The sequence below is a fragment of the Nocardiopsis sinuspersici genome (assembly GCF_001998325.1).
Taxonomy (GTDB): Bacteria; Actinomycetota; Actinomycetes; order Streptosporangiales; family Streptosporangiaceae; genus Nocardiopsis; species Nocardiopsis sinuspersici.
Map to the genome: position 1 here is coordinate 347,526 of NZ_MCOK01000001.1, position 23,847 is coordinate 371,372.

Annotated in this window: 21 protein-coding genes and 1 tRNA gene; 14 read left to right on the plus strand and 8 right to left on the minus strand. The window is 73.0% G+C overall.

The window, feature by feature from the left end; genetic code table 11:
- Window positions 1-38 precede the first annotated feature (38 nt).
- Window positions 39-1,322, plus strand: a complete 1,284-nt coding sequence (locus NOSIN_RS01500; RefSeq protein WP_077689015.1) for an MFS transporter — start codon at window positions 39-41, stop codon at window positions 1,320-1,322.
- Between the two features lie 30 nt (window positions 1,323-1,352).
- Here NOSIN_RS01500 and NOSIN_RS01505 read toward each other — a convergent pair whose 3' ends face one another.
- From NOSIN_RS01505 to NOSIN_RS01515, 3 genes are all read right to left on the minus strand, one after another.
- On the minus strand, window positions 1,353-2,318 hold the full coding sequence (locus NOSIN_RS01505; protein ID WP_077689016.1) for a coiled-coil domain-containing protein: 966 nt from the start codon (window positions 2,316-2,318) through the stop codon (window positions 1,353-1,355).
- A gap of 232 nt (window positions 2,319-2,550) precedes the next feature.
- Entirely contained in the window at window positions 2,551-3,105 is a 555-nt protein-coding gene (gene def / locus NOSIN_RS01510; protein WP_077689017.1) for a peptide deformylase, read from the minus strand.
- A 108-nt stretch (window positions 3,106-3,213) separates the two neighbouring features.
- Entirely contained in the window at window positions 3,214-4,029 is an 816-nt protein-coding gene (locus tag NOSIN_RS01515) for a nucleotidyltransferase domain-containing protein (protein ID WP_077689018.1), read from the minus strand.
- A gap of 810 nt (window positions 4,030-4,839) precedes the next feature.
- On the opposite strand from NOSIN_RS01515, the gene NOSIN_RS01520 reads away from it, so the two are divergent.
- Both NOSIN_RS01520 and NOSIN_RS01525 read left to right on the plus strand, forming a co-directional pair.
- Complete coding sequence (locus NOSIN_RS01520; protein WP_077689019.1) at window positions 4,840-5,517, plus strand: sirohydrochlorin chelatase; 678 nt, start codon at window positions 4,840-4,842, stop codon at window positions 5,515-5,517.
- A 376-nt stretch (window positions 5,518-5,893) separates the two neighbouring features.
- Window positions 5,894-6,823 carry an aminoglycoside phosphotransferase family protein gene (locus tag NOSIN_RS01525; RefSeq protein ID WP_077689020.1) on the plus strand — a complete coding sequence of 310 codons (930 nt, stop codon included), beginning with the start codon at window positions 5,894-5,896 and terminating at the stop codon, window positions 6,821-6,823.
- 25 nt (window positions 6,824-6,848) lie between these two features.
- Here the strand turns inward: NOSIN_RS01525 and NOSIN_RS01530 are convergent, their stop codons facing one another.
- Together NOSIN_RS01530 and NOSIN_RS01535 are read right to left on the minus strand one after the other, a co-directional pair.
- Window positions 6,849-7,544: a response regulator gene (locus NOSIN_RS01530; RefSeq protein ID WP_077689021.1), complete on the minus strand. Its 696-nt coding sequence runs from the start codon at window positions 7,542-7,544 to the stop codon at window positions 6,849-6,851.
- Window positions 7,525-10,077 carry an ATP-binding protein gene (locus tag NOSIN_RS01535; protein ID WP_077689022.1) on the minus strand — a complete coding sequence of 851 codons (2,553 nt, stop codon included), beginning with the start codon at window positions 10,075-10,077 and terminating at the stop codon, window positions 7,525-7,527. Before NOSIN_RS01535 ends, NOSIN_RS01530 begins: the two co-directional genes overlap by 20 nt.
- 181 nt (window positions 10,078-10,258) lie before the next feature.
- Between NOSIN_RS01535 and NOSIN_RS01540 the strand changes: the two genes are divergently transcribed.
- Window positions 10,259-11,182, plus strand: coding sequence for a hypothetical protein (locus NOSIN_RS01540; RefSeq protein WP_077689023.1), 924 nt, complete (start codon window positions 10,259-10,261; stop codon window positions 11,180-11,182).
- A 66-nt stretch (window positions 11,183-11,248) separates the two neighbouring features.
- Here the strand turns inward: NOSIN_RS01540 and NOSIN_RS01545 are convergent, their stop codons facing one another.
- A complete protein-coding gene (locus tag NOSIN_RS01545; protein ID WP_375539666.1) occupies window positions 11,249-12,889 on the minus strand; it encodes an FAD-binding oxidoreductase in 1,641 nt (546 codons plus the stop codon).
- A 17-nt stretch (window positions 12,890-12,906) separates the two neighbouring features.
- Here NOSIN_RS01545 and NOSIN_RS01550 point away from each other — a divergent pair, with 17 nt between their 5' ends.
- From NOSIN_RS01550 to NOSIN_RS01560, 3 genes are all read left to right on the plus strand, one after another.
- Window positions 12,907-13,509 carry a TetR/AcrR family transcriptional regulator gene (locus NOSIN_RS01550; protein WP_077689024.1) on the plus strand — a complete coding sequence of 201 codons (603 nt, stop codon included), beginning with the start codon at window positions 12,907-12,909 and terminating at the stop codon, window positions 13,507-13,509.
- 82 nt (window positions 13,510-13,591) lie between these two features.
- Window positions 13,592-15,127 carry a glycerol-3-phosphate dehydrogenase/oxidase gene (locus NOSIN_RS01555; protein WP_077689025.1) on the plus strand — a complete coding sequence of 512 codons (1,536 nt, stop codon included), beginning with the start codon at window positions 13,592-13,594 and terminating at the stop codon, window positions 15,125-15,127.
- 225 nt (window positions 15,128-15,352) lie between these two features.
- Window positions 15,353-15,907: an ATP-binding protein gene (locus tag NOSIN_RS01560; RefSeq protein WP_077689026.1), complete on the plus strand. Its 555-nt coding sequence runs from the start codon at window positions 15,353-15,355 to the stop codon at window positions 15,905-15,907.
- A gap of 179 nt (window positions 15,908-16,086) precedes the next feature.
- Here NOSIN_RS01560 and NOSIN_RS01565 read toward each other — a convergent pair whose 3' ends face one another.
- Window positions 16,087-16,587 carry an LURP-one-related/scramblase family protein gene (locus tag NOSIN_RS01565; RefSeq protein ID WP_077689027.1) on the minus strand — a complete coding sequence of 167 codons (501 nt, stop codon included), beginning with the start codon at window positions 16,585-16,587 and terminating at the stop codon, window positions 16,087-16,089.
- Window positions 16,588-16,752: 165 nt separating this feature from the next.
- On the opposite strand from NOSIN_RS01565, the gene NOSIN_RS01570 reads away from it, so the two are divergent.
- A complete protein-coding gene (locus tag NOSIN_RS01570) occupies window positions 16,753-17,163 on the plus strand; it encodes a VOC family protein (protein ID WP_077693340.1) in 411 nt (136 codons plus the stop codon).
- A gap of 67 nt (window positions 17,164-17,230) precedes the next feature.
- Window positions 17,231-17,764 (plus strand): helix-turn-helix transcriptional regulator, encoded by a 534-nt coding sequence (locus NOSIN_RS01575; protein WP_227014907.1) that lies wholly within the window; start codon window positions 17,231-17,233, stop codon window positions 17,762-17,764.
- A 71-nt stretch (window positions 17,765-17,835) separates the two neighbouring features.
- Here NOSIN_RS01575 and NOSIN_RS01580 read toward each other — a convergent pair.
- A tRNA-Arg gene (locus NOSIN_RS01580) sits at window positions 17,836-17,907 on the minus strand.
- A gap of 130 nt (window positions 17,908-18,037) precedes the next feature.
- Between NOSIN_RS01580 and NOSIN_RS01585 the strand changes: the two genes are divergently transcribed.
- From NOSIN_RS01585 to thrC, 5 genes are all read left to right on the plus strand, one after another.
- Window positions 18,038-18,424: a response regulator gene (locus tag NOSIN_RS01585; protein WP_077689028.1), complete on the plus strand. Its 387-nt coding sequence runs from the start codon at window positions 18,038-18,040 to the stop codon at window positions 18,422-18,424.
- Window positions 18,421-19,509, plus strand: a complete 1,089-nt coding sequence (locus NOSIN_RS01590; RefSeq protein WP_077689029.1) for a DALR anticodon-binding domain-containing protein — start codon at window positions 18,421-18,423, stop codon at window positions 19,507-19,509. The genes NOSIN_RS01585 and NOSIN_RS01590 overlap by 4 nt, the downstream gene beginning before the upstream one ends.
- A 121-nt stretch (window positions 19,510-19,630) precedes the next feature.
- Window positions 19,631-21,016, plus strand: a complete 1,386-nt coding sequence (gene lysA, locus NOSIN_RS01595; RefSeq protein ID WP_077689030.1) for a diaminopimelate decarboxylase — start codon at window positions 19,631-19,633, stop codon at window positions 21,014-21,016.
- 65 nt (window positions 21,017-21,081) lie between these two features.
- Window positions 21,082-22,368 carry a homoserine dehydrogenase gene (locus NOSIN_RS01600; protein WP_077689031.1) on the plus strand — a complete coding sequence of 429 codons (1,287 nt, stop codon included), beginning with the start codon at window positions 21,082-21,084 and terminating at the stop codon, window positions 22,366-22,368.
- A gap of 261 nt (window positions 22,369-22,629) precedes the next feature.
- Window positions 22,630-23,688: a threonine synthase gene (gene thrC / locus NOSIN_RS01605; RefSeq protein ID WP_171986544.1), complete on the plus strand. Its 1,059-nt coding sequence runs from the start codon at window positions 22,630-22,632 to the stop codon at window positions 23,686-23,688.
- Window positions 23,689-23,847 lie beyond the last annotated feature (159 nt).

Here is a 23,847-nt window from a genome sequence, read left to right on the forward strand (position 1 = left end):
GTTTCGACAGGTATACGCATGTCGGCTAGAAAGGACGGATGATCCGATCTGGCTCGTCCTCCTCAGGGGATGACGGAACACCGCCGTCCGCCGCATCCGAGGAGGACGCCCTGCCCGGACTGCGCGGCGGGGGCTTCGCCCTGCTCATCGCGGCCACGGCGATCGGACTGTGCGGTTTCGCCGCCGTCCTCCCGCTGGTCCCGCTGTGGGCCACCCGCGGCGGCGCGGGCGAGTTCGGCGCCGGAAGCACCACGGCCGCTTTCATGCTCACCACCGTGCTCACCCAGCTCGCCATGCCCTGGCTGCTGGAGCGGGGCGGCTACCGGTGGGCGTTCCCCGTCGGATCACTGGTCATGGGGCTGCCCGCACCGCTGTTCGCCCTGACCAACGACCTGGGCCCGCTCGTGGCCGTCTCGGCGGTGCGCGGCGTCGGCTTCGGCATGGTCAGCGTCGCCGGAACGGTGCTCGCCGCACGCCTGGTCCCGCACCGCCAGGTGGGCCGGGCCACCGGCTACTACGGACTGGCGGTCGGCCTGCCCCAGGTGCTCATCCTCCCCGGCGGGGTGGCGCTGGCCCTCCACATCGGCTTCGACACCGCGTTCTGGATCACCGGCCTGTGCTCGGTACTGGGCGCGGTCCTGTCCTGGGGCATCTGGTTCGCCGACGGGGGCCGCAACCGCCCGGCGCTGCGCGGCACGGGCCGGCGGGCCGTGAGGACTCCCGGAGCGTCCCCGGCGCCTCCGCTGCTGCGTGCGCTGGCGGCGCCGCTGGTGCTCATGCTGCTGACCGCCTCGTCGGCCGGCGCGATCGTCACCTTCCTGGCCATCCCCCTGGAGCGGGCGGCGTGGCTGGTGGGCGGTGCCCTGGCCGCCTACGCGCTGGCGGTCGTGGTGGGCCGCTGGGCCGCCGGGATGCTGTACGACCGCCACCGGCGCGCCCTCCTGCTGCTGCCGGGCATGGTCGGCGCGGTCCTCGGCATGGCCCTGGTCACCGCCGCCCTGTGGTCGCACGGGGGAGAGGGCGTCTCCCCGGGGGTGTGGACGGCGCTGCTGGTGCTCCTGGGAACGGCGGTGTTCGGCCTCGGCTTCGGCGCGGTCCAGAACGAGACCGTCACCCTCATGCTCAACCGCGCCGGCCCGGCGGGGTACGGCCGGGCCAGCGCGGTGTGGAACATCGGCTTCGACGCGGGCTCGGGCGCCGGGGCGATGGCCCTGGGCCTGCTGATCCAGATGCTGGGCTACGGTCCCGCCTTCATGGTCGCGGCCGTGTCCCTGCTGGCGGTGCTCCCGCTCGCCCTCGGCGGGCGGGGACCCCGCGCCTGACCCGGTCCGCGGCCCGTCCCCGGTACGTTCCTAGTACGACGAGATGTGCACGTGGTCGTAGTGGTTCTGGGTGGTGCTGCCCCGGTCGTTCATCCAGGTCCACTGGCGTGACGTGGACTGCCAGATCTGCTGTTCCCAGATGATGTACTTGATGCCCAGCCGGTCGGCGTTGTTGATCCCGTACTGGGCGATCTGCGTGCCCAGGGCCTGGTTCGTCGAGCTGGGTATGGCGCCGCCCGAGCTCATCATGAAGTCGCAGGCGTTGCCCACGCCGTGGTCGTCGGCGCTGTTGCGCAGACAGCCCACCGGGTAGGGGGCTCCGAACTTCATCACGATCTCGTCGCGGATCGCCGCCATGCGCGGAGAGGCCCCGCTCCATCCCCAGCCCTTGGCGCTCGCGGGGATGGTGCCGTCGCCGGCGGTCTCGGGGATCTGCTCCTCCTCGTACTCCTCGATGCGCGCCTCGACCTCCTCGCGCTCCGACTCCAGCTTCTCGATGAGCTCCTCGGCCTCGGTCTTCTCGTCCTGTAGCTCCTCGGCGACCAGGGCGGCCTCGTCGCGGGTCTCGATGAGCTCGGAGATCTGCTCGGACTGGCTCTGTCCGAGGTAGCTCAGGGCCGCGGCGTCGGCGAACATGTCCTCCGGGTCGCTGGAGAAGACCACCTGCAGCGCGGGGTCGAGGCCGCCGCTCTTGTACCGGGTGGAGGCGATGGCGGACACACCGGTACGGGAGGCGTCCAGGCGCTCCTCGATCTTGGCCAGGTCCTCCTCGGCCTTCTCCACCCGCTCCTTGATCTCGGTGAACTGGAGCAGCTCGCCGTCGTAGGTCTCCTCCAGCTCCTCGGCCCGCTGGTTCAGCTCGTCGATGTCCACCTCGTCGTCACCCGGTTCCGCGTGCACCGTGCCGGGCAGGCCGACGACGAGGGCCGTGACCAGGGTCGTGAGGGACAGGGCGACACGCCTGCCACGCGGAGGGGAGGAAGGAGTGGATGTCATGTCTTCTCCGAGAACGGTGTCCGAGCGCATCCGGTAGGCCGACGGCGTGTGGCGGGGGGCGCCGTGGCGGCGGGAGTTACCCAGCAGACCATACGAGATCGTGGCGTTACATGCCTAGTGCGTTGACTCACGTGACTTGGGGGAGTGCGCGGGGATGTGTCCGAAGATACCCGGAGCGAAGGACCGGATCAGCCCCTCGTGACACGGCGGGAGGGCCGTGGGTAAGGGGCCCTCAGCTCGCGCCGCCGAAGGCGCTGGGGAGCCGCACGTCCGTCTGCCCGGGTGGTTCGGCGGGCATGAACCAGTCCGAGCGGCGGATGTCGCGCAGGGCCCGCTTGCGGACCTCCGGGTCCAGGCGCTCCACGTAGACGACGCCGTCCAGGTGGTCGGTCTCGTGCTGGAGGCAGCGGGCCATCAGCCCGGTCCCCTCCAGGGTGACCGGCTCGTTGCGCAGGTCCACACCGGTGACCACGGCGCGCTCGGCACGCCTGGTCGGATACCACAGCCCGGGCACCGACAGGCAGCCCTCCTCGCCGCTCTGGACCTCCTCCGACAGCTCGGCGATCTCCGGGTTGATCACGTAGCCGGTCCGGCCCTCGACGTTGTAGCTGAACACACGCAGGCCCACCCCGATCTGGGTGGCGGCCAGGCCTGCCCGCCCGGGAGCGTCGACCGTCTCCAGCAGGTCCCGGACCAGCGCCTCGGTGTGCTGGTCGAACTTCGTGACAGGGGTGGTCGGTGTGACGAGGACGGGGTCGCCGAACCGGACGATGGGGCGCATGGTCATGCACCACAGGTTAGCCGGGACTCACGGGAGGTCGTACGGACGCGGAGGATCGGGCCCCGGGCGGACGCGGCCCGTCCGTCCGGGCCCGTGGAACACGGCGCGGGCGCCTCAGGCGACGGACAGGCCGGGGCGCAGGGCGTCGTCCAGCACCATCTCGATGTAGTCCAGTGCGGCCCGCCGCCGGGCCAAGGCGCTCTCGTACAGGGAGGACGCGTTGGCGCTGCGGCGCACGCGCAGGCACTCGTTGACGATGCGCTGCCACCGCTCGGGGAAGGCGTGCAGGGCGTAGGCGCCCGCGCCGGACTTGGAGGTGATCTCCCCGGTCTTGAGGGTGAAGTGCAGCCGGCTGACGCTCAGCACGCTCCACGAGGGAGCCAGCGAGCCGAGGACCGCCAGTCCGCGCGGAGTCACCAGGCGCCCCGCCCTCTCCCGCCAGCGCCGCCACTGCTCGTCCAGGGAGCCGAGGGACCAGGCGCGCAGGCCCTCCAGCTCGTCCCACACGTCGAGTTCGAGGGGGTGGGGGCCGCGGACGGCCACACCGTGCTCGGCGAGGACGTGCCAGGTGGCGGGGTTGACGTCGGCGCTGGCGCGGCTGCGGAACCGGCCGTTGGTCACCGAGGGGACCGGGCCGCAGGAGGCCGGGTTGCCGGTGAGGTCGTCCCAGGTGACGTGGATGCCGTTGAACTGGGGCTTGGGGACGTCGGCGCGCGTGCGTGTGTGGACGCCGCGCAGCAGCTCCAGCTCGCGTGCCCGCGGTGCGCGACCGGTGACGATGACGAAGTCGACGTCGCTGGTGTGGGGGCGGAAGTCTCCGAGGGCGACCGAACCGGTCAGGTAGAGGCCTTCGACCAGGCCGGGGGCCTCCTGGTCGGCATGTGCGAGAAAGGTCTGGGCCAGCGTCTGCACCCGAGGGTGGACAGCCATGCTCACTCCAGTCTGAATGGTTCGGCGGATCTCGGGGCGCGGCCCGTCCGGTGTCGAGGAGACCGGCGGCGCGGTCGCCCGGAGCAGTCCCGTGGAACTCGGTCCTGCAGGTACATGCTCCATCACTACCAAGTGTGGGTGGGTCGGAAACCCATGGCAAGCCATCGCGCCGGACCCGCATCCTGTCTCCCCACGCCAGGTGGTGTGCGGCTATGGCGCCTTCGGGGAGCACACACCCTTGACAGGGAGGGACGCCGTGTGGCAAGGCTCCGATCGGACGCCGGGTCCGGGGCGGGCCGGGAACGGCGGCCCCGGAAGGGGATGGGAAATGCGCCTCGCGCCGGGCAGGGCGCTCGGCGCACATTCATCGGCACGTGCATTCGTACTTGGCACGTGCATGGGAAAGTCTTTGTCGGCGATTTCTCTAGAGAGGTGGCCGGGCGAAATCAGACATTTGACCGTTGGTGAATTCACGATGTGACGCCCGTCATGTCCTGTCGCGAGGCAATTGCCGGGAGAGGGTGTCGGGCACACGTCCGGGCAGGTGGGCGGCCGACGACTTCGTTGGAAGTAAGGATGAACACCTTCCCCGATGGGCGTTGTGAGGTGTACGCCACCGCGCGGGGGTGTGGACAGCCTACGTTTCTTCGGCGATTGTTATGGTTCACGGAGGCCCCCGGCGGAGATAACCACCACAGCCATTGTCCGCTGTTTTCCTCCATGTAACACCACAGAACCCCCCTGAAACTGTGCCGCTTTACGCTCGGCGGGTAACGGTGGTTCTCCAGGCGAAGTACGAAGGAGCTGTGCATGGTCCCCACGATGGTCCTCGTGGCCGACGACTCGCGTGACGCCCACCGCCGGGAGGCCCTGTGCGGCCTGGCCGAGGCGGTGGCCAGCAGGGGCGAGGTGCCGGTGGCCCCGGCCTTCGGCAGCCCCGAGGACGTCACCGCCGCCCTCCGCTCCGTCCGCGGTCCCAAGGTGGTCGTCCCCGCGTTCGTCGCGGGCGGCGACGTCGCCAGCGCCCACCTGCTCTCCCGGCTCGACATCGGCCGCCTGGAGGACTCCTGCCGGACCGCGCCGCTGGGGGCGGTCCCGTCCATCGTCGCCGACCTCGCCGGACGGCTCGCCGAGTCCGGCTGGAGGCCCTCCGACGGAGTGGTCCTGGCCGCAGACGGCACCACGGGCACCGAGGAGCGCCAGGTCGTCATGGACGTGGCGCGCATGCTCAGCCGCCGCCTGGACTCTCCCGTCCAGGTCGGCTACCTGCGCACCTGGGCGCCTTCGGTGTTCGACGCCGTCGACCGGCTGCGCCGCCACGGCCACGACAAGGTCGCCGTCGCCGCCTGGAGACTGGTCGACGGCCCCGACTTCGACCTGCTGCGCGGACTGGACGTCACCGCCCTCACCGCGCCCCTGTGGCCCTCCGACCTGGTCGTGGACACCCTCCTCGCCCAGCACCGGGCGGCCAAGGGCCGTCTGGTCTGAGCCGTGCCGCCTTCCCCCCGGGCGGGACGTCGGGGGGAAGGCGGCGGTCCCCCACCGGGAGCGGGGGCCCGAGGCCCGGGAGCGCTCGCCGGCTCCTGGCCGTTCCGTTCCTGTTACCGCGAGCACGGAGGTGGGTATGGGCCAAGCGGGCGGGAAATCCCGCACCCACGAACGCGGTACCCGTACCGTGCCGCCGCCAGCGCGTCGCGACGGCGATCCGGGCACGACCCCTCCGTCGGCTTCGCACTCCGCACGTCGGCGCGGAGGTCCCTCCGCGACCGGTCCCGGCCTCGAACAGCGCCCGTCACGGACGCAGACCCGCGCAGGGGTCCGGGCCCCGGGCAGGCGTCGACGTGAGCGAACCTAAGGTGGATGTATGAACGACGTCACAGCGCAGTTCGCCAACGACCGGCAGCGTCGGCGTCTGGAACGGCGCTTTGGCAGCCAGGTCGAGGAGTGGCTGGCCGAACTCCCGTCGATCGTCGAGAAGCTCGCCTCCGAGTGGCGGCTGACCGTCGAGGGCCCGGCCCCCCACGGCCGGACCTCCGTCGTCGTCTGCGTCCTCCGCTCCGACGGAGCCCAGGGCGTGCTCAAGCTGTCCCCGGACACCGGCCTGGCCGTGTCCGAGGCCCGTCTGCTGCGGATGTGGGAGGCCTCCGGCCGCGTGCCCCGGGTGTGGGGAGTGGACGGCGACCGGGGCGCCATCCTCATGGAGTGGATCGACGGGGACACCATCGCCGCGGGCGGGGAGGTCCCGCCCATGGAGACCATCGGTTCGCTCATCGCCCAGTTGCACGGCGTCGAGGTGCCCCGCTCGGAACTGCTCGAACTGCGCCCGCTGACCTCGCGGGTGCAGTTCGTCTTCGACCTGTGGAACCGCGAGCGCGCCGAGGGTCCGGCCGCCGACGTGGTGTCCGCGTCCGCCATGCACCAGGGGTTCTGCCGGGCCCGCGACCTGGCCAACGGGACGGTCGACGTCGTGCCCGTGCACGGGGACCTGCACCCGGGCAACGTGCTGGACGGCGGCGAGCGCGGCCTGGTGGCCGTCGACCCGCGCGCCTGCCTGGGCGACGGCGCGGTCGACGCCGTGGACTGGGCCCTGTGGAAGGCCACCAGCCTGACCGAGGTGGTGTACCGCGTGGACAAGCTCTCCCGCATCCTGGAGGTGGACGGCGACCGGCTGATGGCGTGGGTGCGCGCCTTCGCGCCCTGCTTGGCGGTGGCCAAGGCCAACCGCGGCCACGTGGGCACCGACGAGTTCGACATGCTCATGGAGCTGTCCGAGGGACTGGCCTTCGCCGGCTGACCCCGGCACGGACTCCCGCGAGGAGTCAGTGCCCGGGCTGCGGGGCCCCGGTCCTCTCGAAGCGGTAGCCCCGGCCCGCCTCGGTGATCAGGTACCGGGGACGCGCGGGATCGGGCTCCAGCTTGCGGCGCAACTGCGCCATGTACACCCGCAGGTAGTTGGTCTCGCTCTGGTAGGCGGGGCCCCACACGTCGTGCAGCAGTTGGCGCTGGCTGACCAGTTGCCCAGCGTGGCGGGCCAGGAGCTCCAGGATGTGCCACTCCGTCGGGGTCAGCCGCACCTCCTCGCCGTCCCGCAGCACCCGCTTGGCGCCCAGGTCCACGGTGAAGCACGGCGTACGCACGACGGGCGCCTCGTCGAGGCGCACCGACCGGCGCTCGGCCGCCCGCATCCGGGCCAGCAGCTCGTCCATGCCGAACGGCTTGGTGACGTAGTCGTCGGCGCCCGAGTCCAGGCAGCGCACCTTCTCTCCGGCCGAGTGCCGGGCCGAGAGCACGATGATCGGCACCTGCGACCAGCCGCGCAGCCGCTGGATGACCTCCATGCCCTCCATGTCGGGCAGGCCCAGGTCGAGCAGGATCACGTCGGGGTGGTTCTCGGCGGCCAGCCGCAGCGCCGACGCGCCGTCGGCCGCGGTGTCCACGTCGTGCCCGCGCGCCCGCAGGTTGATCCGCATCGCCCGGATGATCTGCATGTCGTCGTCAACGACCAGGACCCGCATCGACCCGCCTCTCGTCCACGCCGTCCGCCTCGTCCTTCTCCACGGCCCGGAGGGTGAAGACCATGGTCAGCCCACCTCCGGGAGTGTCCTCCGGGTCGAGTCTCCCGTGCATCGCCTCAACGAAACCACGTGCGACCGCCAGCCCGAGACCGACCCCCGTGCCCTGAGGGGCGTCGCCCAGGCGCTGGAAGGCCTCGAACATGCGCTGCTTGGCCTCGTCGGAGACGCCCGGCCCCCGGTCCACCACCCGCAACTGCACGCTGTCGCCGTGCGCGCTGGCCGCGAGCAGCACCGGCACCCGCGGATCCGGGTTGTGGCGGACCGCGTTGGAGACCACGTTGGCGACCGACCGCTCCAACAGTCCGGCGTCGGCCAGCACCCGGGGCAGGTCGTCGGGCACGTCCACCGTGACCGCCCCGCGCGGCAGGCCCAGCAGGGTGACGGGCACGACCTCCTCCAGGCCCACCGCGCGTAGCTTGGGACGCACGCTGTCGGTGTGCACCCGGCTCATGTCCAACAGGTTGTCGATCAGCCGGTTGAGCCGGTCGGTGGACTCCTCCACCGTCTCCAGCAGGTCCTCGCGGTCCTCCTCGGTGAGGGCGATGTCGGTGGCGCGCAGGCTCGACAGGCTGGCCTTGATCGAGGTCAGCGGCGTACGCAGGTCGTGCGAGACCGCCGCCAGCAGGGCCGTGCGGATGCGGTTGCCCGCCACCTGGCTGCGCGCCTCGGCCGCGTCCCACTCCAGCCGCTGGTGCTCCAGGGCGATGCCGATGTGCGCGGCGAACGCCCGCAGCACGCCCTGGTCGGTCGCGGGAAGCACCCGGCCGCGCAGCGCCAGCGCCAGGTTGTCGGAGATCGACACCAGCACGTCCGACTCCTCGGGGGAGTCGCACGCCGGGGCGCCCACGCTGTGCGCCGCCCGCCACCGGCCGTCCTCACGCAACTCCAGCAGCGTCGCCGACCGCTGCCCGAAGGTCTCCCGGATCCGGCGCAGCAGGGCCTGGAGGGGTTCCTTGCCCGCCAGGACGCTGCTCGCCAGCAGGGTCACCGCGTCGGCCTCGGCCCGGGCCCGCGCCGCCTGTGCCGACCGGTTGGCCGCCACCTCCACCACGATCGCCACCAGCGCCCCCACCAGGGCGAACGCGGACAGCGCCAGCGCGTTGTCCAGGGACACCGGCGGCCGTCCGTGCAGCGGGGACAACAGCATGGTGAGCAGGACCGCGCTCCACAGCGCCGACACCAGGGCGGGGCGCAGGCCGCCCACCGCCGCGGTGGCCACGGTGGCCAGCAACAGCAGCATCGCGTCCGAGGCGGCCCCCACGTTCTCGAACACGGGCAGCGCCATCACCAGTGCCAGCAGGGTGGGGGCCAGCAGGGACAGCGACCACCCGGCCACCCGCCGGTGCTCGCCCAGGCCCCGGCCCGGCTGTGGCAGCGGCCACCGCCCGCTCCCCACCCGCTCGTGGGTGACGATGTGCACGTCGATGTCCCCGGAGTCGCGCGCCACGGTCGCGCCGACCCCGGGACCGAGCACGTACTGCCAGGCGCGGCGGCGCGAGGAGCCCAACACGATCTGGGTGGCGTGCACGCCCCGCGCGAAGTCCAGCAGCCCGGTCGGGACGTCGTTACCGACGACCTGGTGGTAGGTGCCGCCCAGTTCCGCGAGCAGCCTGCGCTGTCGCAGCAGGTCCGCGCTGGGCGTCTGGGCCATCCCCTTCGGCGGTACCACGTGCACGGCCAGCAGGTGGCTGGGCTGGGGATGGCCGCCCCGCGAGCGCGCGGCCACACGGGCGGCGCGCCGGATCAGCGTCTCGCCCTCGGGGCCGCCGGTGAGCGCCACCACGACACGCTCCCGGGCCTCCCAGGTCCGCCGGATCTCGTGCTCGCCCCGGTAGCGGGCCAGGCTCTCCTCCACCCGGTCGGCGGTCCACAGCAGCGCCAGTTCGCGCAGGGCCGCCAGGTTGCCCTCGCGGTAGTAGTCGGACAGGGCCGCGTCCACCCGCTCGGCGGGGTGGATGTCGCCGTAGGCCATCCTGCGGCGCAGTTCCTGCGGGGTGACGTCCACCAGCTCGACCTCGGCGGCGCGGCGCACCACGTGGTCGGGAACGGTCTGGTCCGGACGCACGCCGGTGATCTGGTGGACCACGTCGTTGAGCGAGTCCAGCTGGTGGATGCCCACGGTGGACAGCACGTCGACGCCCGCCTCCAGCAGTTCCTCCACGTCCTGCCAACGGGTGGCGTTGGGCGCTCCGGGGGCGTTGGCGCGGGCGAGGTCGTCGACCAGGGCGGTCCCCGGCGCGCGGGAGACCACGGCGGCGGTGTCCACGGAACCGGACGGATGCGGCGGTATCTCCTCCAGGCCCTCCAGGAGGGCGGAGGTGCGCTCGCGGTGGTGGGTGTGAACGGCGGCGACCACCACGTCGGCGCCGTGCTCGGCCCGACGGTGGGCCTCGGCCAGGGCGTTGTGCGTGGTACCGACACCGGGTGCCGATCCCAGGTAGATGCGGAGCTTTCCTCGTGCCACGGGATCCATTGTCGGGGCATCGGGGAGCCGGATCGGCCGGAGTCGGGAATACTCGGGGCGACGTACCGGCACGCACCCCCATGCGCCCGGCATGGAGCGGAACACCACCCCTGGCCGATCCGCGCGGTCGACGAGCACCTGTGAGGAGGCGCGGCGGTCATCCACCGGATGTGTCCACGCCGCGAGACCGATGACCCATCCCCCGAACGACGGTTCCTTTCCCGGCCCGCCCGGCGGGCAGCCCTTCCCCGGCCAGTCCGGACCACCCCAGCCCGGACCACCCCAGTCCGAGCAGCCCCACCCCGGGCAGTGGCCCGGGCCCCACGGCGGTCCGGGGCCCCGGCAGGGACGGCCGCAGGTCCCGCCCGCCCTGCCGGGACACGGCGCTCCCGGCTGGACACCGCCGCGGCAGCCGCCCGTACCCGGTCCTCCCGGAGGGCCGGGTACGGGCGGACGCCGCCGGACGGGCCTGATCGTCGGCGGCGCCGCCGCCGCGTTGCTTCTGCTGGCCTCCGTCGGCGTCGTGGCGTGGAGCCTGGCGGACGGCCGCCCCTACGCCGGCCTGCCCACATGCCGTGAGCTGCTGCCCTCCGACATGCTGGACCGGGTTCCCGGCGCCGGACGCCTGACGGCCGACGGTGACTACACCCCGGCGGACGAGTTCCAGTACGGCGAACTGGGGGAGGGGGCTCTCGGGATCCTGCTCTGCACGGTCTCCGACTCCGCTGCCTCGGAGAGCGGACGCACCCCCATGTGGGTCTCCGTCACCCTCTACGAGTACGACGACGGCGGCGAGGCGGCCGAGGCCATGGTGAGGGAGTACGAGGAGCGGCGGGAGGAGGTGGAGACCGGCGACGAGGACTCGGGTGTGGCCCTGATCGACTGGCGCCCCGTCTCGGCGGGTGACGGCGGTGTCGCCGCACTCTACGAGAGCGGCGAGGACGATTCCGGGGCGGCCGGCTACGCGAGTGCCTTCTTCCCGACGGTGAACACGATGGTCGCCATCGACTACGTACTGGACGAAGGTTCCGACGGGGAGGAGGCCCTGGGCTTCCTCGACGACTTCGCCCCGCAGGTGGAGCGGCAGCTCTCCCGCGAGGGGGAGAGGGCTTAGCGGACGCGTCCCCGGGGCCGGTTCCCCCGGGCCCGGGGACGCCCGCCGCGCCGTCCGCGGTGCTCCCTACGGCTCGGGGATGAGCTTGCCCGGGTTCAGTACGCCCCCGGGGTCCAGCGCCGCCTTGACCGCGCGCAGCACCTCGCCGCCCAGCGGCCCGATCTCCGCGGCCATCCACGGCCGGTGGTCGGTGCCCACCGCGTGGTGGTGGGTGATCGTCCCGTGGTGGGCCGCGATCGCGTCCGAGGCCGCGCGTTTGGCCCGGCTCCACCGCTCCAACGGCGCCGCGCCGGCGGCCGTGGCCACCGTGAAGTACAGGGAGGCACCCGTGGGGTAGGTGTGCGACACGTGGCACATCACCACCGCGCCGCCCTCCTCGTCCTCCAGCGCCCCCGTGAGCGCGTCCGACACCGCCGTGTACAGGGGCAGCAGGTCGGTCCAGGACGCGGCGGTCTCCAGGGTCTCGGCGAGGATCCCCGCCGACAGCAGGGTGTCGCGCAGGTAGGGCGCGGAGAACCGGTTGCTTCGCCAGTGCGCCACCGGGTCGGGGCCCAGCGGGGCGCCGCCCGCCGCGGCCATGGCCTCCCGGACCGACGCCGCCCGGGCCTCCACCTCGGTCCCGGTGCCCTCGAAGCCCAGCACCGCCTGGCAGCCGGGTGTGGCCTCGCGCCCGCCCATGGCCGCGCCGACGAAGGTCTCCGACTCGTCCAGCACGCGCGCCATGGTCGGGCGGACGTCGGACTGGGCCAGGGACCGCAGTGCCTCCACACCGGTCGCGAAGTCGGGGAAGGACCACGCCTCGTCCAGCACCCGCTCCGGGCGTCGGCGCATCCGCAGGCCCACCTCGGTGATCACCCCCAGCGTGCCCTCCGAGCCCAGCATCAGGCGGCCGAGGTCCGGTCCGGCGGCCGAGGCCGGGGGGCCGCCCGTCTCCAGGGTGCCGCGCGGGGTGGCCACGCGCAGGGACACCACCATGTCCTCGAAGCGGCCGTAGCCGGAGGAGGCCTGGCCGCTGGACCGGGTGGCCGCGTAGCCGCCGACGCTCGCGTACTCGTAGCTCTGCGGAAGGTGCCCGAGCGTGCACCCGTGCTCGGCCAGCATCGCCTCGGCGTGCGGGGTGCGCACGCCCGCGCCCAGGACGGCGGTCATCGACGTGGTGTCCACGGACACCAGCCGGTCCAGACGGCGCAGGTCCAGGGCGACCACGGCGCGGAAGCCGCCGCGCAGCGGGGCCACGCCGCCCACCACGCTGGTGCCCCCGCCGAAGGGCACCACGGCGACGCGTTCGGCCGAGCACACCTCCAGCACGCGCTGGACCTCGTCGTGGTCGGCGGGGTACAGGACGGCGTCCGGGGCGGGATCGGCCGAGCCCGCGCGGCGCGACAGCAGGTCGGGGGTGCTCTTGCCACCGCTGTGGCGCAGCCGCACGGCGTCGTCGGTGCGCACGTGGCCGTCCCCGACCACCCCGGCGAGGGCCTCGCGCAGCCGGGCCCCCAAAAGCGAGGGGGGAAGCTCCACCCGCTCCTCGGGGACCGGGGGCAGGTCCTCCAGCGGCGCACGCAGCACCTGGGAGACGAGGTCGCGCAGCCCCGGGTCCAGGGTGGCGGCCTTGGCGGGATCACCCCAGGCGAACCAGCTCATGTCGGGCGCGGGGTCGGCGCCGGAGGCGGCCCCGGAACGACCGGGAGGGACAGTGTCGTCAGTCATGCTCTACAGTTTTACATATGGCGTCAAAACGTAACGTTGATGACCGGATCCTGGACGCGGCCCGTGCCTGCGTCGAGGACTTCGGGGTGCGTCGCACCACCCTGACCGACGTGGCCCGACGCGCCGGGGTCAGCAGGCCCACCGTCTACCGGCGCTGGCCCGACGCGACCGCGCTCGTCGCCGACCTGATCACCCGGGAGCTGCGCCGGATCCTGCTGGAGGAGGGGGTCGCCTCCGACGGCCGGCCCGGGGAGGATGACCGGCCCGGGGAGAGCGTGCGCGTCCGCCTGGTCCGCCGCGCGTCCGGGGTCGCCCGCGCCATGCTCGCCCACCCCCTGTTCACCCGGATCGTGGACACCGAGCCCGAACTCCTGACGACCTACACCTTCCAACGGCTGGGCACCAGCCACCGGGTCGCCCTGGAGCTGGTCGAGCCGGTCGTCGCCGAGGGCCAGCGCGACGGCTCGGTGCGCGCGGGCGACCCCGCGGTACTGGCCCGCTTCGTGCTGGTCACCGTCCAGGGCACCGTCACCTCCCGCCGCCTGTTCGCCGACGTGCTCGACGAGGCCGGGCTCGTCGACGAACTCGCCGCCTCGCTGGACGGCTACCTCGCCCCGTGACCCGCGGGGCCGGTACGTCCCGCGTCCGGCGGCACCCGGACAGGACCAGCCGAAACCACCGACGAACGAATCAGGACCGCCCATGAGCCCCACAGTCACCGCGTCCTCCTCCCTCAACGCCGCGAGACGCACCGCGGACCTCGCCGCGCTGGAGCACCATCCCCGGGTGGACGTCCTGGTCGTCGGCGGGGGAGTGACGGGTGCCGGTGTCGCGCTCGACGCGGCCTCGCGCGGCCTGTCCACCGTGCTGGTCGAACGCCACGACCTGGCCTTCGGCACCAGCCGCTGGAGCTCCAAGCTCGTCCACGGCGGCCTGCGCTACCTCGCCAAGGGACAGCTCGGCATCGCCTACGAGAGCGCCCGCGAGCGGGACGTCCTCATGCGGGTGACCGCGCCCCACCTGGTACGGCCCCTGCCCATGGTGGTTCCCGTCCACCGGGGGGACAGCCTGTCCAAGGCGCTGTTCGTCCGCATGGGCATGGGCGCGGGCGACCTCCTGCGCGCCCTGGCCGGTACCCCCGGCGGCGTGCTGCCCGGGTCGCGCCTGCTCAACGTCCGGCAGACCCGGCGCCTGCTCCCCGGGGTCGCCCGGCGGGGCCTGCTCGGGGGCATCCTCTCCTTCGACGGCCAACTCGTCGACGACGCACGCCTCGTGGTGGGTCTGGCGCGCACCGCCGCACGCGAGGGGGCCCGGATCATCACACGCTGTTCGGCCGAGAGCGTCTCCGCCGACGGCGCCGTGCTGCGCGACGAGGTCACGGGCCGTATCGTCCCCGTGCGCCCGCGCGCGATCGTCAACGCCACCGGCGTCCACGCCGACCAGCTCGACCCAAACGTGCGCCTGCGCCCCAGCAGGGGCAGCCACCTGGTGCTCGACGGCGCCTCCATCGGCGACCCGAGGGCCGCGCTCACCGTGCCGATCGACGGCAGCGTCAGCCGGTTCGTGTTCGCGCTGCCCCAGCCGGACGGCCGGGTGTTCGCCGGGCTCACCGACGAGCCCGTGGACGGCCCCGCCCCGCGTGTCCCCGAGGCCCCCGAGGCCGACGTGGACTTCCTGCTCCGCCAGATCAACCGGGCCCTGGAGACACGCCTGGACCGGAGCGACGTCCTCGGCGCCTTCGCCGGGCTCCGCCCGCTGCTGGAGGGCGACGGCCACAGCGCCGACCTGTCGCGCGGGCACGCCGTCACGGTCGCCCCGAACGGCACGGTCACCGTGGTCGGCGGCAAGCTCACCACCTACCGCGCGATGGCCGAACAGGCCGTGGACACCGCCGTGCGCGTCCGCCGCCTGTCCGCCGGGCCCTGCCGGACCCGCTCACTGCCGCTGGTGGGGGCCGCCGCGCACGAGGAGCTCGACGCCGTCGACGCCCCGCGCCGCCTGGTGGCCAGGTACGGCACCGAGGCGGCCGACGTCCTGGCCGAGGCCGGCACGGACCCGGCGCTGCTGGTGCCCGCCGTACGCGGGATCACCGGCGCCGAGCTCCGGTTCGGGGTACGCCACGAGGGGGCCATGGACGCCGGAGACCTGCTGGACCGGCGCACGCGCGTCGGCCTGGTCCCCGCGGAACGCGCCCGGGCCGAGGCCGCCGCGAAGGAGGCGATCGACGCCGCGGGCTGAGGGGCCGGGCCGGGGCGGTGGCCGGGACCGGCGGGTGCGGGAACGGATACGCGGCCGGATTCACGCGACCGACCACACCCGGATCCCCTGTCCCGCAAGGGCTTGATCGCGTAAGGTCGTAGCCGTTCCGCGCCGTCCTCCCCCGAGACGGCCGTCGGACGCTCCCCAGCCGCCCCTCACGCGGTTCTCCCGCCCGTCGAACCGCACCCGCCGAAGGAGTCATCCATGCCCACGCTCGTTTCCGTGCCCGCCCTGACCAAGGCCGAGGACACCGTCCTCGCGGGTGTACCGGACGAGTACCGGCACTACTTCAGCGGGCGTCCGCCGGTCCCGTTCACCAAGCGCCACTGGGAGTTCCCCGGCGAGCCCGCGAGCGTGCCGCTGGCCCGCGCCTTCCTGGACACCTGCGCGGCCGGCCGGGACGCCGACTACCGGTACGTCTTCTCGCTCCTGGGCACCGAGCTGGCGACCAACGCCATCCGGCACAGCCGCTCCGGGGAGGAGGGCCAGAGCTTCGTGCTGAAGGTGACCCGGGCGCCCAGCGGGATCACCCTGGTCTGCCGCGACAACGGGAAGCCGACGAGCTCCACGGACGGTGAGGAGGGCCCGCTGGTCGCCGCGCCGATGGAGGGGGACCGGCTCACCGCCGAGAGCGGCCGGGGGCTGGCCCTGGTGGACAGCTTCGCCACCGCCTGGGGCGACAACGGGCACCCCAGCATCCGCAAGGTGTGGTTCCACCTGGCCTACGACCTCACCGGCAGCTCCTGGCCCGCCGCCTGAGGACCGCCGCGGGCGTGGCGGGCACCGAGGCCGCGCACCGGGTCCCGCCGAACGGCCACTCGCCCGCCTGAGGGCGGCCGGGTGGTGCTGGTGCGGGCGGTGGCGGCCCGGCTGTTCCACCGGCGCGACACCTGTCCCCGGAGGGAGGGGCGCCTGGCCCGTGAGGAAGGCGGCGCCGCTCAGTCGTCCTCGTCGCCGGTCAGGGCGTCCACCGCCACCGCCACGCCGATCACCAGTGCGGGGTCGCCGCCGACGTCGTGGCGGTGGGTGTTGACGTCCACGGCGTAGGTGTCCCGGACACGGAACCACTTGCGGGACACGTGCGCGACGGTGCCGTGCTCGTCGCTGATCACGTACTCCTTGCCGAGGAAGTCCCCGACCACCTCCCAGTCCGGTGCGCCCTCCACCTCCACCGTGAGTTTGTCGCGCACGGGGTTGACCAGGCGCTTGCGCACGGTGGCCGAGGCGCCGCCCTCGCGTTCGACGCGCATCTGGTCGCGCACCTTGAACAGCTTCTTGCGGATGACCGCCAGGACGTTGCCCTCGGTGTCCTTGAGCTCGAAGGTCGTGCGCACCCGCAACGCCTTGCCGTCGACGAGGAAGACCTTGCGTTCCTCCTCGTCGGTCACCCAGTAGTCGTCACCGATGTCGAACACGCGTTCGCGTATCAAGAACTTCATACTCCGAAGTTAGGGCACCCCCGCCCGGCGCACCAGGGGCCTCTCCGCCCTGTGGACGACCGCCCTCGAAACGCGGTGCCCGTACGGGGCGGAGGGCTCCACTGGGACCGGACCGGTCAGGAATCGAGAAGCGCGGGCCACGGGGCCGTATCTAGCATGAACGTCATGGACATCACCATTCACACGAGCTTCCTTCCGCATGAGGACCCGGACGCGTCCCTGGCCTTCTACCGCGACACCCTCGGCTTCGAGGTCCGCAGCGACGTCGGACAGGGCGTGATGCGCTGGATCACGGTCGGCCCCGTCGGCCAGCCCGGCACGTCCATCCTCCTGGCGCCGCCGGCGGCCGATCCGGGGATCACCGAGGAGGAGCGCCGCACCATCGCCGAGATGATGGCCAAGGGAACCTACGGCTGGATCCTGCTGGCCACCCGGGACCTCGACGGCACCTTCGAGAAGGTGCAGTCCGGCGACGCCGAGGTCGTCCAGGAGCCGACCGAGCAGCCCTACGGCGTCCGCGACTGCGCCTTCCGCGACCCCGCGGGCAACCTGGTCCGCATCCAGGAGCTTTGCTGAGCCCCGGCCTCCGACCCCGCCACCTGCTCCGGCACGCGCCCGGACATCGACGAAACGGAGTTCTCCCATGTGCCATCCCTCATGGGGACGCGTGCGCACCGAGGCGCATCGCCTGAGCGACCTCGCGCGGTTGCGTCGTGTCCGCGACCGGATCGACCGGGAGTACGCGCGGCCGTTGGACGTGGAGGCGCTCGCCCGTGGTGCGCACATGTCGGCCGGGCACCTCAGCCGTGAGTTCCGGCGGGCCTACGGTGAGTCGCCGTACTCCTATCTGATGACACGGCGCATCGAGCGCGCGATGGCGCTGCTGCGCCGGGGCGGCCTCAGTGTCACCGAGGTCTGCTTCGAGGTCGGCTGCTCGTCGCTGGGCACCTTCAGCACCCGCTTCACCGAGCTGGTCGGTGTCGCGCCCAGCGTCTACCGGCGCCAGGCGGCGCGGGCGACGGCGGGGATGCCCTCGTGCGTGGCCAAGCAGGTGACCAGACCGGTCAGGAGCCGAGAGGCGCCGGCCACCGAGCCGCAACGGGGACGGGCGCCGCGCACGAGGCCGGGAACGGTCGCGGGCCGCGCGGATCCGGCGGTCCCCGCCGGTACTCCCTGAACCGGTCGCCGCACGCGCGGGGCGGGAAACGAGAGAAGGGGAACACCGTCGCGGTGTTCCCCTCAGTGAAGTGCCCCCTGCAGGATTCGAACCTGCGCACACGGCTCCGGAGGCCGTTGCTCTATCCCCTGAGCTAAGGGGGCTGGCTTGCGAGAACAACTGTAGCAGGGGCGCCGGGCCCTTCGTCCACTCGTTGCGGGCGCGCACGGCCGAGCCCGCCGATACCCGCGATCCGGTGGTGCCGTGCCGCCCCGCGGCGGTAGTGTCACGCCCGTGAACGCCCTACCCACACGGGTTCTCGTCGTCGAGGACGACGACGTGATCCGGGAACTCATCCGCCTGAACCTCGAACTGGAGGGGTTCGAGGTGTTCACCGCCGTGGACGGACAGGACTGCCTCGACCGTGCCGCGCACATCGACCCCCACGTGGTCACCCTGGACGTGATGATGCCCCGCGTGGACGGGTGGACGGCCGCCGAACGCCTGCGCGCCGACGCGCGCACCCGCGACCGGCCGATCATCCTGGTCACCGCGCGTACGCAGGACGAGGACCAGCGGCGCGGTGAGCGCATCGGGGTCGACGCCTACCTCACCAAGCCCTTCGACCCCGACGTGCTCGTCGACGTCATCCGCGGCCTGGTCGACGGGAGCCGGGAGTGACCCCCAGGGCACTGGAGGCGGCCGTCCGCGAGGCCGCCGTGCGGATCTTCGGCCTGGACCCCGCCCGGATCCCGTTCGTGTGGCCCCGCAACGACCACGCGGACGAGGGGGCCGACGTCGCCACCGCGCTGCCGCCCCGACTGGCCGGCAGCGTGGGGGACCGGCTGGACGTGTCCCGGGGCGACCGCCGCGCGGCGGTCGCCGCCCGGGTCGCCGACGGGCTCTCGGACATGCGCGACGAGGGCCTGGTGGACTTCGACCGCGTCTTCCACGACGGACGCGGCTTCCTCAACGTCACCTTCACCGGACGACAGCGTGAGGCCCTGCTCGCCGAGGCCGCCGACGGCCCCCGGTTCCTCACCGGCCGGGACTGGGACGGAGCGGGGGAGTGGCCCTCCTCGGCCCTGCACGAGGCCGGACCGGTCGCCCAGGCCCGCAGGCTCGCCCGCGCCGACGCCCGCGCCCGCATCGGCCTGGCCGTCGGCCCGCAGGCCCCGCCGCCGGGCCCCCGCGGAGAGGTCTCCTGGCGCGACCCCTACCTGGACGGCGGCCCCCGTGAGCTGATCACCCCCGCCGCCCGCGCACTCGGGGCCGTGGGCGAGGCCAGCGCCCGCGTCGCCTTCTGCCGCTCGGTGCCCGAACGGCCCAGGGACACCGAGACCACCGGCCGCGACCTGCCGGTACTGCCCTCCGTCGAGTACCCCGGAGCCTGGGCCCGCCTGACCGACGCCAACCCCGCCTTCCGGCTGCGCTACGCCCACGCCCACGCGGCCAGCCTGTGCCGCTGGGCCGAGGAGGGGGCCCCGCCCCCCGCGGCCTGCTCCGGGCACACCGCCCCCGTGCGCGGCCTCCTCTTCGACGGGCCCAGCGTCCTGGACACGGCCGCGCGCCGAGAGGAACCCCATATCCTGGTTCGATACCTGGAGGCGCTGGCCAGTGCCTACGATGAGTGGCGGACGTGTCCCACCGCGGTATCCGAACCCGCGGAACGGGCCGCCGCGCCCCCGGCCCTGCCAGCCGCCGTCGCCGGGGTCGTCCGTACCGGGCTCTTCCTGCTCGGAGTGTCAGCGCCCACAAGGCTGTAGGCACCCCGTGCCGCCGTCCGGTGGAGCGCACCCAACCCTTTCGTCCCGACCGGTTCAGTGGACAATGGTGGGAGGGTGCCGCCAACCCGCACAGCCGTACAGTCCCAGCCGAAAGCCCATCATGAGCCGCTACGCCCATCCCGCCGGTTCCCGCCACGCGGAGATCCTGCCGGAGGACAACCCGCCGCTGCCGCCCAAGAGCCTCAACGAGCTCGACCCCCAGGTGTGGCCCGCCACCGCGCGCCGCACGGACGGCGAGCTCGCCGTCGGCGGTGTCGGTGTGCGCGAACTCGCCGCCACCCACGGCACGCCCCTCTTCGTCATGGACGAGGAGGACTTCCGCGGTCGCGCACGCGACTTCCGCACCGCCTTCTCCGACGCCGACGTCTACTACGCGGGCAAGGCCCTGCTGACCAAGGCCGTCGCCCGCTGGGTCGCGGAGGAGGGCCTCAAGCTCGACGTGAGCTCGGGCGGGGAGCTCGCCGTCGCCCTGGCCGCGGGGTTCCCCGCCGAGCGCATCGGCATGCACGGCAACAACAAGTCCACCGCCGAGCTGCACCGCGCCGTCGAGACCGGGGTGGGGCGCGTCATCATCGACTCCTTCGACGAGATCGAGCGCCTCGAAGCCGTCGCCGCCGGGCTCGACGCCCGCCCCAAGGTCCTCATCCGGGTCACCACCGGCGTGGAGGCGCACACCCACGAGTTCGTCGCCACCGCCCACGACGACCAGAAGTTCGGCTTCGCGATGAGCACCGGCGCCGCCGCCGACGCCGTCCGCCGCGTGCTCGACGCCCAGCACCTGGACCTGGTCGGCCTGCACTCGCACATCGGCTCGCAGATCTTCGACACCTCCGGCTTCGAGGTCGCCGCCCGCCGCGTCGCCCGCTTCCTCGCCGGCGTCCACGAGGACCTGGGCATCACCCTGGCCGAGCTCGACCTCGGCGGCGGCCTGGGCATCGCCTACACCTCGGGCGACGACCCGCTCGACCCCAAGACCATCGCCGAGAGCCTCACCTCCATCGTGCGCAGGGAGTGCGAGGAGGGCGGGCTGCCCATGCCACGTATCGCCGTGGAGCCGGGCCGCGCCATCGCCGGTCCGGCCGGGATCACCCTCTACGAGGTCGGCACCGTCAAGGACGTCGAGGGCATCCGCACCTACGTCAGCGTCGACGGCGGCATGAGCGACAACATCCGCACCGCCCTGTACGGCTCGGAGTACACCAGCCAGCTGGTCTCCCGCGAGAGCGACGCCGAGCCCATGCTGTCCCGACTGGTCGGCAAGCACTGCGAGAGTGGCGACATCATCGTGCACGACCTCTACCTGCCCGCCGACCTCCGGCCGGGCGACCTGGTGGCGGTCGCCGCCACCGGGGCCTACTGCTACTCCATGGCGAGCAACTACAACCACCTGCCCCGACCGGCCATGGTCGCGGTCCGAGACGGGAGCACCCGCGTCATCGTGCGCAGGGAGAACGAGGAGGACCTGCTCCGCCTCGACGTCGGCTGAACAGTCCTGCACGGCGGCCCGGCCGCCCGGCGACAGGACACGAGAGAACTGGGAGTCACGCCCAAATGGCGATGAAGGTGGCGCTGCTCGGATGCGGCGTGGTGGGTTCGGAAGTCGTCCGCCTGGTCAACGACCAGTCCGAGGAACTGGCCGCCCGGGTGGGCACGCCGATCGAGATCGGCGGTATCGCGGTGCGCCGCATCGACCGCGACCGCGGCGTCGCCCCGGAGCTGCTGACGACCGACGCCACGGCCCTGGCCACGCGCCCCGACATCGACCTCGTGGTCGAGGTGATCGGCGGTATCGAACCGGCCCGTTCGCTGATCCTCGCCGCGGTCAAGGCGGGCAAGTCCGTGGTCACGGCCAACAAGGCCCTGCTCGCGGAGGACGGCCAGACCCTGCACACGGCGGCCCGCGACGCCGGGGTGGACCTGTACTACGAGGCCTCCGTGGCGGGAGCCATCCCGCTGCTGCGGCCCCTGCGCGACTCGCTCGCGGGGGACAGGGTCAACCGGGTCCTGGGCATCGTCAACGGCACCACCAACTACGTCCTCGACCGGATGGACTCCATGGGCGCCGGGTTCACCGAGTCCCTGGAGGAGGCGCAGGCCCTCGGGTACGCCGAGGCCGACCCCACCGCGGACGTGGAGGGCTTCGACGCCGCCGCCAAGGCCGCGATCCTGGCCCGGCTGGCCTTCCACACCCAGCAGGTGACCGCCGCCGACGTGCACCGCGAGGGCATCACCGGAGTGTCCGCGGGCGACATCGCCAGCGCCCGCGCGATGGGCTGCGTGGTCAAACTCCTGGCCATCTGCCAGCGCTCGCAGGACGGCCGCTCGGTGGGGGTGCGCGTCCACCCGGTGATGCTGCCGGTCGAGCACCCGCTGGCCAGCGTCAAGGAGGCCTACAACGCGGTGTTCGTCGAGGCCGAGTCCGCGGGGCGCCTGATGTTCTACGGCGCGGGCGCCGGAGGCACCCCCACCGCCAGCGCGATCCTGGGCGACCTGGTGGCGGTGGCGCGCAACCGCCTCGCGGGCACGTCGGTGTCCGAGGGGGGCCACGACACCGGTATGCCGGTGCACGACATGGGCCAGACCATCACCAGCTACCACGTGGCGCTGGACGTGGCCGACCGCCCGGGTGTGCTGTCCAAGGTCGCGGAGATCTTCGCCGACCACGGGGTCTCCATCAGGAACGTGCGTCAGGAGGGCAGCGGCGACGACGCCCAGCTGGTGCTGGTCAGCCACCCCGCCCCCGACGCCGCGCTCAGCGCCACGGTCGAGCAGTTGCGCACGCACGACATGGTGCGCGAGGTGGCCAGTGTGATGCGCGTGGAGAACTTCGCCGACTGAGGCCCCGCCCGGGCCGGGACCGGGCGGGGGACCGGCGTGGCCGCGAGCAGGCCGTGCGCACACGCGTACGGCCTGCTCGCCGAACCCGGGCGTTCCGCATCGTGAGACGCGGAAGACCGCGATTCGAGATACCCCGGGCGGGGTCATAGACTCGTGGCTGGTGGGACGACGGACGCGCCACGCTGCCGCCCGGACGGCCCCCCGCATCCATCGCGCGTCAAAGCGAAGCCGCATCCACCCGAAAGGGACAAAGTCGTGAGCATGGCACGGGCGTGGCGAGGCATCGTCGAGGAATACCGCGACCGCCTCCCCGTCAACGAGAGCACCCCCGTTGTCACCCTCCAGGAGGGCGGCACGCCCCTGCTGCCCGCCACGCGCGTCTCCGAGCTCACGGGCTGCGAGGTCTTCCTCAAGGTCGAGGGGCTCAACCCCACCGGGTCCTTCAAGGACCGCGGGATGACCATGGCCATCACCAAGGCCGCCGAGGACGGCGCCAAGGCCGTCATCTGCGCCTCCACGGGAAACACCAGCGCAAGCGCCGCCGCCTACGCCATCCGCGCGGGCATGACCTGCGCCGTGCTGGTGCCCCAGGGCAAGATCGCCATGGGCAAGCTCGCCCAGGCCCTCGTCCACGGCGCCCGCCTCCTACAGGTGGACGGCAACTTCGACGACTGCCTCGAACTGGCGCGCAAGCTCAGCGTCGACTACCCGGTCGCCCTGGTGAACTCGGTCAACCCCTACCGCCTCCAGGGGCAGAAGACCGCCGCCTTCGAGATCGTCGACGCCCTCGGCGACGCCCCCGACGTCCACTGCATCCCCGTGGGCAACGCGGGCAACATCACCGCCTACTGGATGGGCTACACCGAGTACCTCAGGGACAAGGTCGCGACGCGCGGCCCCCGCATGCTCGGTTTCCAGGCCAGCGGCTCCGCGCCCATCGTCAACGGCGCGCCCGTCACCAGCCCGAGCACCATCGCCACCGCGATCCGTATCGGCAACCCGGCCTCCTGGAAGCTCGCCGAGCAGGCGCGCGACGAGTCCGGCGGCCTCATCGACAAGGTCACCGACCGCCAGATCATGGCCGCCTACAAGCTCCTCGCCGCCGAGGAGGGCGTGTTCGTGGAGCTGGCCTCCGCCGCCAGCGTGGCCGGTCTGTTGCAGGCCGTGGAGGCGGGGCAGGTCGAGCGCGGCAGCCGCGTGGTGTGCACCGTCACTGGCAACGGACTCAAGGACCCCGACTGGGCGCTGGCCGGAGCCTCCTCCGCCACCACCGTGCCGGTGGACGCCCTCACCGCCGCCAAGGCCCTCGACCTCGCCTGAGCCCGGCTGCTCCGCCCGGGGAGCCGTGCGCGGGCGCCGGCAGGGTGACGCAAGGCGAGTCGGGCCGCCGGCGGGGAATGAGCGCCGGGCGCGCACGAGAACGAGGCGTCCCTGCCCCCGGGGCGCCCGGGCCCCGGCCGAGCTCGCGAGGGTACAAGA